The sequence below is a fragment of the Mycobacterium appelbergii genome (assembly GCF_032883035.1).
GTDB lineage: Bacteria > Actinomycetota > Actinomycetes > Mycobacteriales > Mycobacteriaceae > Mycobacterium > Mycobacterium appelbergii.
Genome location: NZ_JAMQTH010000012.1, coordinates 171,291 through 183,909, shown reverse-complemented (window position 1 = coordinate 183,909; position 12,619 = coordinate 171,291). Strand labels below are relative to the sequence as shown.

General features: G+C 62.3%; 12 protein-coding genes. 2 read left to right on the top strand and 10 right to left on the bottom strand.

The genetic code is table 11. From position 1 onward, the window contains the following. Positions 1-38: 38 nt before the first annotated feature. From M1247_RS25985 to M1247_RS25940, 10 genes are all read right to left on the bottom strand, one after another. Positions 39-767 carry a Sua5/YciO/YrdC/YwlC family protein gene (locus tag M1247_RS25985; protein WP_317159284.1) on the bottom strand — a complete coding sequence of 243 codons (729 nt, stop codon included), beginning with the start codon at positions 765-767 and terminating at the stop codon, positions 39-41. 88 nt (positions 768-855) lie between these two features. Further along, positions 856-1,656 (bottom strand): IclR family transcriptional regulator, encoded by an 801-nt coding sequence (locus M1247_RS25980; RefSeq protein WP_317159283.1) that lies wholly within the window; start codon positions 1,654-1,656, stop codon positions 856-858. 103 nt (positions 1,657-1,759) lie between these two features. Next, entirely contained in the window at positions 1,760-2,305 is a 546-nt protein-coding gene (locus M1247_RS25975; protein ID WP_317159282.1) for a GNAT family N-acetyltransferase, read from the bottom strand. Between the two features lie 63 nt (positions 2,306-2,368). Beyond that, complete coding sequence (locus M1247_RS25970; protein WP_317159281.1) at positions 2,369-3,265, bottom strand: TIGR03619 family F420-dependent LLM class oxidoreductase; 897 nt, start codon at positions 3,263-3,265, stop codon at positions 2,369-2,371. Positions 3,266-3,622: 357 nt separating this feature from the next. Then, positions 3,623-4,192, bottom strand: coding sequence for a chorismate mutase (locus M1247_RS25965; protein ID WP_317159280.1), 570 nt, complete (start codon positions 4,190-4,192; stop codon positions 3,623-3,625). A 16-nt stretch (positions 4,193-4,208) separates the two neighbouring features. After that, positions 4,209-5,108: an aldo/keto reductase gene (locus tag M1247_RS25960; RefSeq protein WP_317159279.1), complete on the bottom strand. Its 900-nt coding sequence runs from the start codon at positions 5,106-5,108 to the stop codon at positions 4,209-4,211. 134 nt (positions 5,109-5,242) lie between these two features. Next, positions 5,243-6,043 (bottom strand): NHL repeat-containing protein, encoded by an 801-nt coding sequence (locus tag M1247_RS25955; RefSeq protein ID WP_317159278.1) that lies wholly within the window; start codon positions 6,041-6,043, stop codon positions 5,243-5,245. 193 nt (positions 6,044-6,236) lie between these two features. Further along, the gene (locus M1247_RS25950) at positions 6,237-7,109 is read right to left on the bottom strand and encodes an SDR family NAD(P)-dependent oxidoreductase (RefSeq protein WP_317159277.1); all 873 of its coding nucleotides are present in this window, start codon (positions 7,107-7,109) and stop codon (positions 6,237-6,239) included. Positions 7,110-7,196: 87 nt separating this feature from the next. Further along, positions 7,197-8,282, bottom strand: a complete 1,086-nt coding sequence (locus M1247_RS25945; protein WP_317159276.1) for a PucR family transcriptional regulator — start codon at positions 8,280-8,282, stop codon at positions 7,197-7,199. Between the two features lie 335 nt (positions 8,283-8,617). Continuing rightward, entirely contained in the window at positions 8,618-9,922 is a 1,305-nt protein-coding gene (locus tag M1247_RS25940; RefSeq protein WP_317159275.1) for an MFS transporter, read from the bottom strand. A gap of 534 nt (positions 9,923-10,456) precedes the next feature. Between M1247_RS25940 and M1247_RS25935 the strand changes: the two genes are divergently transcribed. Together M1247_RS25935 and M1247_RS25930 are read left to right on the top strand one after the other, a co-directional pair. After that, positions 10,457-10,747, top strand: coding sequence for a hypothetical protein (locus tag M1247_RS25935; RefSeq protein WP_317159274.1), 291 nt, complete (start codon positions 10,457-10,459; stop codon positions 10,745-10,747). Between the two features lie 571 nt (positions 10,748-11,318). Then, the gene (locus tag M1247_RS25930; RefSeq protein ID WP_317159273.1) at positions 11,319-12,056 is read left to right on the top strand and encodes a dienelactone hydrolase family protein; all 738 of its coding nucleotides are present in this window, start codon (positions 11,319-11,321) and stop codon (positions 12,054-12,056) included. Positions 12,057-12,619 lie beyond the last annotated feature (563 nt).

The window sequence follows — 12,619 nt, the reverse complement described above, 5'->3', positions numbered from 1 at the left end:
TCGTGTTTCACATTGCAACGCAGCGGAATACAAGCCGATCAACTATTGACGGCCTGTTCGCGCAGGTGCCCCGAAGGTAGCGCCTCCCGACCTGGATCGGCGGGAAGTGTGACGCCGAACTGGTTGGCAAAGATATCGCTGATCAGTTCGTAGCACGACCCGATGCGTACGACCTCCATCGTTGAGAAGTCGATGAGTGTCGACGAGCGACGGTAATGGTGATACTTGCGGAGTCCATAGTCGACGACCATGTCAACGGCATCAAGGATCGGCTGCTGGATATCTTGCACGCGAAACTTGGTGCCAGTACCCGTCAGATTCGCCGATGACCCCAACAACGGCACCCCGTCGCCGTGTGCGATCCGGACCACCGCATCTTGCAGCGCGCCACCGTTGACCAGCATCGCCAAGGTGCTGCCGACAGTGCTCGCCTTGAGCGTGTCAGACTCGATGGCCGCCACCACGGGATGGGAGGCATCGTAGGGTGCGACAACGGTGAGTGGGAGTCCCGCATCGAGCACGACTGCATCAACCATGTCCCGCTCGCGCGAGCCAAGTTGATGGACCTCACGGTGGAGCTCATAGTTGCCCGCCATGGCATGCCGCTTGTGGGGTGCACGTTGCTTGGCCTGGAAGAGCCGGAGCAGCGCGCCGGATGAGCTGGCCATGGCCCCATACCCGATGTCGCCCGGCATGATCACCGCACCACCGGCTACCACCGTCTCGTAGATCTTCCGGGCGTCACCCGGAATGTCATACCTGCTCACAGATAACTCCTCTCGCAGAATTTCGAGCTGTGGTTCGAGGACACGATGGCGACGTCCTGCGGATCGTGTAGCGCGAGGATGGTGTCGCTCACTCCGCCATCCGGCTTCCCGGGACGATGGCATCGAGGTGGTGGGTGTAACCGAGACGCTTCGACAACGCCAGGCCGATAGCCGCCAGCATCGGTCCGTATTCATCGGCCGATTCCGCGGTCAGACGTAAGGATGGACCACCACACGCCAGGACGCCCACCACAGCGCCGGTCGCCCCGTACACCGGGGCAGCAACTGAGTTCAACCCGACCTCGATCTCTTCTGCGGCGAACGCCCATCCCTGATCCCGGACGAGATCGAGCTCGCGCTGCAAGGCCTCAGGATCGCAGGTGGTGCTAGGAGTGAATCGGCTGAGACCTTTCTTCAGCGCCGCATCGAGGGCCGCACCGTCAGCGGCCATGAAGACCTTGCCCGCAGCACCGGCGTGCAGCGGGCGGACTTGACCGACGTAGGCGCGGTACACAACTGAGTACGTAGACAGTTCCGCGGCCACCGTGACACGGCTCGCGCCTTGGCGAACATACAACCCGGACGTCTCATGGGTGAGGTCGCGCACCTGCTCGACAACCGGTCCCGCAGCCGCAATGACGTCCGACCCCACGGTCGCGGGAGCCGACCACACCAGGACCCGAAGGCCGAGCCGGTACTCGTCACCGTCCCTGTCCAGCAAGTCCTGGCTGACAAGCGTTTTCACGATACGCGCGACTGTTGTGGCAGGAAGCCCGGTGAGCTGGCGAAGGTCGGCGATCTTCAACCGCGGTGCATCCGCCGTAAAGCAGTCGAGAACCTGGCAGGCCCGTTCAAGGACCCGCACCGACGACTCTTCAGCCATGACCATCAGCCCAATCTAACCGTAGAACGGTTTTCCAAACCACTGTGCGGTTCAATCGTACGCATCATGCCGACTGATCGTCAAGGAAGCACTCGGAGAACTAACGCCATCAATCTGCTGATTGCGACGTCAGGTCCTTGCTGTATATGACGAAGTCACACGGCGTCGCCAACAGTGGCGCGAGGTGGGGATAGTACTCATCGATCGTCCCTCTGCGAATGATGCGGTACCCGATACGGCGATACCAGCCGGCCAGAAACTCCTTCGATGTGTGCGACCAGGTCCGAGGGACCAAGAGCTCCAGTTGCATCGTGGCTCGCCCCTGCTCGAGACTCTGCCGCTCGGCGAACGCGACGAGCTCACAGCCCAATCCAGTCCCGCGGTGACCCTCGGCGACGGCAAGCATCCCGAATTCGCCGGTGTAGCCGTCCAGTTGCTGAGTGCGGATGCAGCCGACGATGCGGTCACCCAGAATTGAAACGGTGATCTGTCCGCTGCGTATGTAGTCCGCTATCTCCTCCGCCGACGTACGCAATGCGCCTGCCGCCCAAAGCCCCTCCTCTGCCACGGCGTACACGGTGTTGACGAGTACGACAACTTCTTCTACGACCGTCTGCTCATCTGCCGAACCTGCTGCGAGCGTATGCAGTGTCATCTGCCGACCCCCCTTTCACGAATGGACGGAGATACAGCCGAACAGTGTTTTGGCTTACAGCGCCTACCACGCCGCCATGTGCTTGAGACGGTCTGCGGCGTCCAACCTTTCGTCGATGGTCGAGTAGGTGAAGGCGAAGTCCACGACCACTTCGTCAGTGTCCTGCTCAGCAAGGCGGGTGAGGCGATCAGCCAATTGGCGCAAGGATTCACCCTGCACACCGTTGACGCGGACAACTTTCTTCAGTGCATCGGGGTCGCGCCCACTCTCCTCGGCCGCGCGGCGAGCCGTCGACCACAACGACGTGACCGTGTCCTCAGGAAGCGTGTCAAACCCGATCCATCCACGGGCACGCTGCCCGACCCGGGCGAGCGCAGCGGGGCTTGAGCCGCCGAGGAAGATCGGTGGCCCACCGGGTTGAATCGGGCGCAGATCAACCCGGGTCGGCGGCACGGAGATGAAAGGACTCTCGTACTCAACCGGGTTGGCAGTCCACCAGATGTGCAGAAACGACAGGATGTCATCGAGCCGCTGCCCGCGCGACGACCATGGCAATCTCAACGCGTCGTACTCGTCGCGCATCCATCCGAGGCCGAGCCCGACGTCGAGCCGGCCGTCGCAGAGAACGTCCAACGTTGTCAGCGTGCGGGCCAGGTGAATCGGTTGATACAGCGGTGCGTTCAGAGTCCCGATGTTGAACCGTATCCGGGTAGTGACAGCTGCAGCGGCGGCAATGACCGGGAACGGATCGCCAAAGGCGCTGAGCGTTTCCAAGTACGCCGCCCAAAAGTCGTCATTACCTCCGGGAGGATAGCTATGGATCGTCAGCGGACTGAACAACCGATCGCCAGCCCAGAGCGAGTCGTAACCCATCTCTTCGATGTGCGTTGCGAAGCGGCACAAATCTGTGGCGCTACCCATGGCCGATCCGTACTGCGGTAGTCCCATTCCAAGTTTCACCGGTCTGATGCTTCCCTTCCATTGTGGTGTTGCTACAGAGATGGACGCCCACACCCAGGTCGACGGTAGGTTCATCTATCCGCACGGTGTCGTAGAGCGTCTCTACGAAATAGTCATACGGCGTACGGTGATCGATCGCAGCGTCGTTGATCTGGCCGCCGAGAACCTGCGGGCCCGCCTCGTCCAGGCGTGTCATTGCGTTGCGGGACAACAGTCTCGAAGAATGCCGTATCAAAATGATAAAACGGCAGGGACGACAGATTCATTCATACCGAACACCTCCGCGTGCGAATGTCGTGCGGTCAGTGGAACGTACCTCGCCCGGCGTCAACAGCCGGGCAGTCTGATGCACAGCGGTCAACGGCAGTAGCTCGACGTCGCGACGTCGAGCCCCTGCCGATAGAGCGGGTCGAGTGCGCGCCCGGCGGTCACCGAATCACGCGCGATATTAAGGGCGATGGCGCAACCCGGGCCTAGTAGAACATCGCGCTGGGCGGCCATCTCGGCGACCATGTCGCGGTTGAAACCGTCTATTTCTGCCCGACTTTGGGAAAGGTCCTCAGCCGAGATCGGCGCATGCGCCGGGTCCATTTTCCACTGCGCGAAGCGCGTGTACTCCACGCCTTCGGTGGCGTGAATCTGATTCTCAAAGGTTCGCCTGACGTACTGGTCGTCGAGCCTTCGGTTGCGGGCATCGGCGGCGACTGCGTCGAGCACCTTGTTCGCTCTGACGCTGTCCTCGATCGAGCCGCCTTTGACCCACTTGAACGCGGCCACCGGATCGGCGGTCAGAAGGCGCTGCGCTGCTGTGTCTACCAATCGATACAGCGGACCAGCATCGTCAGCATGCGCCATCGGTACGGAGCTGCAGACACCCACGAGGACGGCAGCGGTTGCGGGCACGAAGCGCCTCACGGTATTGAGCATCAGAAGCTTTCTGCTATCAGGCCACCGCTGTGGAGAGCCTGTCAATCTCTTCGGGAGTCAGGCGAATTTCGGCCGCAGCCATGTTCTCCTCCAAGTGCGCACGACGCGAGGTGCCGGGGATGGGAAGCATGACTGGCGAAACCTGGAGTAACCACGCGATCGCCACCTGCCCGTCGGTGCGGTCATGTGCCCGAGCGACGTCCGCGAGTGCGGCGTGCGCCTGTCCGAGACCGCCCTGCGCGACCGGCGCCCAGGGAATGAAACCGAGCCCGTCACGTTGACAGGTTTCCAGTACCTCCTGGGCGCTGCGGTCGATCACGTTATAGCGACTCTGCACGGTCGCGATGTCGGCGATCGTCCGCGCTTCTGCGAGTTGTGCTGGCGTGCACTGCGACATGCCGATCTCGACGATCTTGCCTTCGTCCTGAAGCGACTTCAGTTCTCCCACTTGATCGGCCAGCGGCACCTTGGGGTCCACACGGTGCAGCTGGAGCAGGTCGATCTGGTCCACGCCTAGACGCCGCATACTCATCAGCACCTGCTGCCGCAGATACTCGGGCCGCCCGAGCGGCGGCCAGGCCGCGGGTCCGAGCCGTTTAGGCCCGTTCTCGGTGTCGATCAGGTCGGGGCCATTGCGCGTCAGCCCGGCCTTCGTGGCGATCACGACGTCGTCGGGATACGGGTGAAGTGCCTCCCGAAGGATCTGTTCTGCGACATGGGGACCGTACGAGTCGGCGGTGTCGATGAACTGCACACCCAGTTCAACGGCCCGGCGAGCGACAGCGACACATTCATCGCGATCCAGTGGTTCACCCCAGATCCCACGGCCGGTCAGCCGCATGGAGCCGAATCCGAGCCTCGACACCTTCTTGCCGGCGATCTCGAAACATTGCGAATCTTGGCCTACTGGAGGCATTGTTCCACTTCCTTCATTGAGCTGATGGCATCCACCGCAGCATGACTCGAAGACCGAGCCTAAGTGCCACCCGGCGCAGTAACGGGGCCGTGGTTCACCCCCCCACCGCGTGAGGTGCTGTCGCCTACACCGCGTCAGGCCGCAGACCAACGCCGCAGACACGCCAGTGACTCCGCACGCGCAGCTGGCGTACCCAACAGGCTGAGGTAGGCAGCATTCGCCTCGGCGACGTACACCGTTCCCGCCTCGTCGATCGCGAGGCTATGAGGGGCCAGAAAATGCCCGGTCCCCAGACCGGGAAGCTCAGCGCCCAACCGTTCGAGGACTTTACCGGTCCTGGTGCAGACGGACACGGTGCATCCCATGTTCGGGATCTTCCCGTGCAGGTACGCCGGCGGCCCCAGTTCGGCGATGTACAGGAGATCGCCGACGACCCTGATAGCGCTGGGGTGGTGCCAATGCCACCTGTCGACGAGTTTGCCGGCCAGGTCAAAAATCAGAATCCGGTAATTCTCACGGTCGCACACTGCAAGGTGGTCGTCGTCTAGGAGGCACATGCCGTGCGGGTTGGACAGCTGCGCGTCCCCGCTTCCCGGCTCCCCCCACGAGGCGATGTGTTCTCCGGAGGCATCAAACCGGTGGATGCTGGAGTTGCCATAGCCGTCCGCGACGAAGATGTCGCGGCTGAGCGGATCCTCGAAGGCGTCGGTCGGCTGGTTGAAGGGCTGACCAGAGTAGAGCGGTGCCGCTACCCCATGCCTGCCGATTGTCAGCACTTGCTCACCGTTTCGGTGCGCCTTGACCACGACGTGGGAACCGGCGTCAACCAGCAGCAGGTCACCGTCGGCGCAGAACGCGGCACCGTGCGGTCTCGGATAGGTAGCCGCATCTCCCCAGCCGCCCTTGTACTTGCCCTCTTTGTCGAGAATGACCATGCGCTCCTGGCCCCGATTGAATACGTACAGTAGGTCATCGGGCCCAATGGCAACCGCGGCCGCGTCGCCTCCAAAGTTTTTGTCGTGGAGGTCAACCCACGACGCTGTTTCGTGGTAAGTGCGCTGAACGGGTAGGCTGTCAGCTGACGTGAAGGTCATAACGTTGTTTCCTGGGTGTGTGGCCGGACGAGTTTCATCTGTTGATATGGACCGAGATGCCGCCGTCGACGCACAGCTCGGTCCCCGTCACGTAGGAAGCGCGGTCGCTGGCCAGGTAGAGCACGGCGTTCGCGACGTCCCACGGACTTCCCATGTGTCCGAGGGGAACCTGCCGATCACGCGCCGCCCACATGGCTTCGACATCCGCGGCCGAATAGGCAGCTGTGAGCCCAGAGGCTCCCGACACCATGGGAGTTTTCATTAGCCCGGGCAGAACTGCGTTGACGCGGACATTGCTCGACGCGAACTCTACCGCGGTGGTGCGAGTGAGGTGGTTGAGCGCGGCCTTGCTGGCGTAGTACGCCGCGTATGGCACGCCACTGAATCGGATTCCCGCAATGGACGAGATGTTCACGATGGAACCGCAGCCCTGAGTGACCATGTAAGGGATGGCGTGCTTCATCGTCAGATATGGACCGGTTACGTTGACAGCGAACACGCGGTCCCAGTCTGCACGGTCAAGGTCGGCCACACCGCCAACCACCCCAATTCCGGCGTTGTTGTCCAGAATGTCGAGTCGGCCATGGTCGGACACGATGTCCTCGATAAAACTTGCAACAGCGTCTTCGTCGGTGATGTCCAGTTGTACGCCGGTGGATTGCCCGCCCTCGCCGGCGATCATTTCTGCGGTGCGGTCGGCCGACGTCATGTCGATGTCTGCGCACACGACTGTCGCCCCTTCTCGGGCGAGAGTGAGGGCGGTCGCGCGACCGTTGCCAATTTCGTCACCGACGCACCCGGCGCCGACGACGGCGGCAATTTTTCCCGCGAGCTCGTTCATGAATAGGATCCTCTTCTTGACTAGGCACAGAAGTGTTGTGCCGCTTTGTTTTCGCGCCGATGCCACTATCCGGTCTGACTGCGCACCGGTCTACAGATGAAGGCTCAATGTTGTGCAGCACGCTTCGTAGGTGTGTACGAAACCCCGCATTGATCAGGGGTTTGATGTGGCCCGGCGCGCCAGAAGTGCCCAACTCAGTTCGATGAGGGTCTCGGTGTCGTCAAGTGTTCGCCCCACCAATGATTCGTAACGTGCCAACCGGTATCGCAGGGTGTTGACGTGGACGTGGATCTTGGCTGCGGTTTGGGGAATGCTGCGGCCGTTGTCAAGCCAAGCGTCGACGGCTTCAAGCACCACCTGGCCGAACCCTCCCTGTGTCTTCAACGGGTCGACGTAGCGGGCGAGCAAAAGTCGGCTGACCTCTTCATGCGCCGGCACAGCGAGCCGCCAGCTCATCGTGTCGACGGTGTTGATCCCGTGGTCGGCAGACAACGTCGCGGCAGCCAGCACCTGCTGGGCTACAACGTATGCCGTGGCCATGGCTTCCAGGCGAACCGGCGGCCCCAGGCCCACCAAGGCGGTGCAATGGGTCGGCGGGGCGGCCATCACTCCCACGAGCCGGCCGCCGTCGGGCGCAACGATAGCCTGGCTTTCGCTGCCAGCCTGTGTCGAACTCGTTCGTCCCAACTCCTGGCGGACCCGCCATCCCTGGTCGTGCGGAAGAGTTGGGGTGCAGAAGGGATGGTACAGAGCGTCCCGATCCAATCCGTATAGATCACAGCCGTGGTCGATCCTCCGCGAGTCGAGAGTTCCGGCCAACAGTTCGAGCGCCCACTGCGCCCGCATCTGCTCATCGGCGAGCGCCTGCGCAATGCTTTCGCGTCGGAACGTCATCGCAGCGCGCGCGAGGAACGCGTCGCTGAGTCCCCACAGCGTTTGTGCCACCTGGAGCGCCTCGTCACTGTCGACACCGAATCCCGATGCGTTGTCGATCAGCCAACGCCGCACCGCTCCGATCACGACTCGGAAGCCGGCCATTACGTCTTGGATCTCGACGCCCTGGTGCAGTCTCTCCGCGGTCATGAGGTCCGCCTCGGTGATGTCCTCGATGTTCGGCACCACCCCGGTGAGGAGGACCCGTCCGGCAAGCTCGCGGTTACGACGAACACCGCGGATCAGTGCCCCGGTGGGAACGGTGTCGTAGGCCGGTACGAGGGATCGCCCCTCACGCACAACCACCTCATCCCACCTCTGCCCTTGGGTCAGTAGTGCCTCGACGAGGCTTCTCAGAGCCGGCGACGGCAACGTGACGGCCACTAGCAAAGCACCTGACGCAGCAGGTTCCGACGAAGGTCAGTGCTTGCCATCAGCGCTCGCGACCGTTGCCATGGTGCCCGGAATTCTTGCACAGTGGGTCTAGCCGCGGTGCAGGATCCTGACCACGCAGACCGCGACCTCGGGGTTGCTGAAGCCTCCGGCCATCTCGGCAAGGGCGATGCACGCGACCTGGATCGAGAAAGTCGATGATGGCCATTCGGGGTCGTCGCATCCTTTCTTCCCGCCCAGACATGCGCTTAGCGGAGCGGTCGACGTCCCGTTTCAGGCATGAAGACAAAGAACGCCAAGCTCAGCAACGAAATGGCGGCGACATACCAGGCAAACATCGTGGGGTCGCCGTAATCGGCGAGCCACGTCGCCACATACGGCCCAGTCCCGCCGAACAGTGCCACCCCCACCGCATAGGGGAACCCCACCCCGGCCGCTCGCACCTCCGCCGGGAACAGCTCCGTCACCACAGCCAACGAGATCGAACTCCAGCAAGCGATGAAAGTCAGGCCGACCATCTGCACTAGCAGCAAGCTGACAAAAGAGTCGCTGAGCAACCCCAGCAGCGGAACCGAGCCGAACGTGAACGCGATAGAGAAGCTCAGGGCCAACGGTTTGCGCCCGATCCGATCCGAGAGCACCCCGAACAGAGGCTGGAGTGCCATAAACCACACGAGTGAAATCACGCTGGAAAGAAGGCCTTTGGTGGTATCGAGGCCCACCGTGATACTCGCGTAGGTCGGGAGGAACGATGTCCAGACGTAGTACACCAGCGCAGGCGCGGCGATCATGCCGAAGACCATCAGTGACTCGCGCCGATGCGTGCGAACGAACCGGAACCGACCAGATTTGTCGCCGCGTTGCGCCGATTTCTCAGCGTCTTTGGCCAGATGGGTTTCCGCGGCTCGAGAACGAATCCAGAAGCCCGCGAGTGCGAGCAACCCACCGAGCACGAACGGGATACGCCAGCCCCACGTGGACATGGCATCCTCGCTCAGTGTGCTCACGAGCAGCACACTGATGCCGATCGCGGCCAGGTTGGCCGTTGTCGCGCTGATGTAGAAGAAGCTCGAGAACAGCCCGCGGCGGCACGAAGGGGCGGATTCGACCAGAAAGGCCGCGCTGGCCGACAACTCACCGCCCGCCGAGATGCCCTGCACAAGACGCGCGCCGACCAGAATAGCGGGCGCGAGCGCACCCACCTGTTCGTAGGTCGGGGCCACCGCGATGGCAAGACTGCCAGCTCCCATCCCGATAACCGTCGCGCTGAGTGCAGCTTTGCGCCCGCGACGGTCGGCGAACACACCGATCGCCAGCCCTCCGAGGGGCCGGGCAAAGAACCCGACTGCAAAGACTGCGAAAGTGCCCAAGAGAGGGACGAGTGTGTTGTCGGTGTTCGACGGGAAGAACTGGTTCGCGAAATACACGGCGAGCAGCGCGTAGACATACCAGTCGAACCACTCGACAGCGTTGCCGACGAAAGCCGCCATCAGCTGTCGCACGGGATTGGACCTCAACCGCGCGGGGCGGCGGCGGGTGATGCGGGTTAACAACGGCGACTCCTTGGGAATATGCGCCTTCCGTGGCTACCACCCGACCACGCAGGTCGAACGAGAAGTGGACGCCCACGTCACTATCCGACCTGGAGTGAAGCACCGTCTACAGACAGAAACTCAATGCTGTGACGTACGTTTCGTAGCCGTCTACAAAAGGCGTCGACGCGCCGCGGGAGCGTCACCTGCCTCATTAGAGCGATCGCAGCTGGTCACCGTGGATGGAGATCCAGTCTGATGCGGCTGTCGCAGAGCCCCATCCCACACAACGACAACAACGCGGCCCTGCCATCAGGTAGCGTGGCAAAGTCAGCCCGATCAGCATGTGCCCGCGGGGTGCCGGAGCTTGCAGTAGTACCGAAAGATCCTCCACAGCACCGTAATACCGAATGCTCAGCGCCGATCGCTCGTTTGGACAGATGGGTGGCACGAGCGCCCTCCCTCGTCGCAGCCAGCGGTCCGAAGGCTGCGCATCGCCGCCGACTACGGCGGCATGTTCATGACCTCACCGGACATTAATGTGGTGAAAGCTCATTGCGTTCCATCCGCTGGGCCGAGCTCGGCACAGTCGCCCTCTCAGAGATCCCAAGAGCGTCGGTCTTCGTATCCGCCACGCAGTCCGTCCAACCCAGTGACCTGGTCTCCATCCTCGTAGCTGGTTCCGACCCCACCGATTATCTGACTCGAGCCCAAACATATGCCGCGGCAGGCATCGACGGGATCGTCTTCGTCGACGGTTCGACCGAGATCGACAAGTTCCTCGATTTCGCCGGAGAACACCTCATACCCGCAATCCACGCGGTGAAAGTACAAGCGTCTGTTTAACTGAACGTTATCGGCACAGTCGAGTGTCCGCAGCGTCAACGTTCCCAATAGCCGCGTGAGCCGCTGCGCTCCCCCAACCTGAGGGGATCCCGAGGTGGCGTCGGATCTCAAGTGCGCGCGACACTCTTCCGAGCCTTGCGTCGGCTGCGACAAGCTCACCACGGCCGCACCACTGAGGTCAGCGGCAGCATCCTGGGGTGTCTGTCTGACCGTCGGCGAGGCCCCCGGCCTGGTTGAGGTACGGGAGGCAACGGCGCACCTACATCAGAATCGTCTCATCGCTGTCCGCGGTACAGGGTAACGACTGACTGCGCGGCGAGATAACCAATCACGCGCCGTCTCGGGACGGTTGCGCACTAGGATGACGACGGGGATCTGATGGTGAGCGCAGCGCCGGCATCGGATCTCGTCAGCCGATCGTGGACATTCCCGATGACGCCAAGTTGGCGAGACGCATGCACCCGAGAACAGTAGAGTGGTGTTCTCTGCCGTTGGGTGAGAGCACGCGTTGCGCACCGTGACATCCGAGTGCCCGCTCTACACTCCAGCCATCAACCGAAGGACACGAGACGTGGAACTACATTCGATCGAGTATGATTGCGCAGGAACAGTTTTGACGGGTTACCTCGCTGTCCCCGACGTTGTCGATCCTGTCGCAGGTGTACTGGTCGCTCACGAAGCGACCGGCATGAACGACCACGTCAAGAGCCGGGCAAGAGCGCTGGCGCACCAGGGGTACGCAGCCTTCGCTCTAGATCTGTATGGCACCACTGGGTTCCCTCGCGCCGAGGCTGAGGCACGAACGGCACACTTGATGGAGACCCCTGGGCTGCTTCTCGACCGCGCTATGGCTGCGCTCCGCACACTGGAACAACAACCCGCCGTCGACGCCGACCGCCTAGGGGCGATCGGCTTCTGCCTCGGCGGCATCACCGCACTCGAGCTAGCCCGCGCGGGCGCACAAATCAAGTGCGCGATCGGCTTTCATCCCGGGCTCGTCCGACCGACGATCAGCCCTGACGGTCCAATCACCGCGAAAGTCTTGATGATGTCGGGTTCCGAAGACCCACATGCGCCCGAAAACCTCAGGGCACGATTCGCCGACGAAATGTCAGCAAAAGGTGCGGACTGGCAACTCCATCTCTTCGGCGGCGTGGGCCACACCTTCACGGACCCAATGATCGACGCGCTGAACATACCTGGTTTCGGGTATGACGCCAATGCGGACCACCGATCCTGGACGATGGCCCTGTCACTTCTCAGTGAAACCCTCCGGCATCGATCGTCTGAGTCAACTGAGTCACGGTAATCATCACGGAAGACGTAACGTCGAAGTCATCCGCGTAATCGAATGGCACGGGCACCACTCCGCCGGCCGCCAATGGCTCACCTGCGGGTCCAGCGGTTCCCCGCGAAGCTCACCCTCCCCTGCCACATGGGTGTGCAGTACCGCCAGACAGCGCTCTAAAGTCGTTTTGCCCGAACGAGACTCGCAACAATACCTAATCAGCTCCCCGGCTGCACGGTGAAGCGCACGCGCGGCTTCCCGGATCGTGTTGCCCTTGGTCGCCCACCCGCAAGTCATCGAGAACGTCGGCGGCGAGAACGTCGTTGCTATCAATATGCACACAGTCGTCAACGGTCGGCAGTTATGGATGGGCTTCTTCGAGCCATCGGTCGCGGCGCGCTTCTCGCAGATTGCGGGTGTTGTCCAGTCGTTGGCATCGGGCCCGCAACACAGTCTGCCTGAATGGCGGTGGGATGATGCTGGGCCTCGGCGCAGCGTTTCCCGTCTCGGCGGTCGCGTTGATCGTCTTCAACGTCGCCGGCTTGCTGCGCCTGCCGCTGCCGGCGGTACGGCGACAACGCACC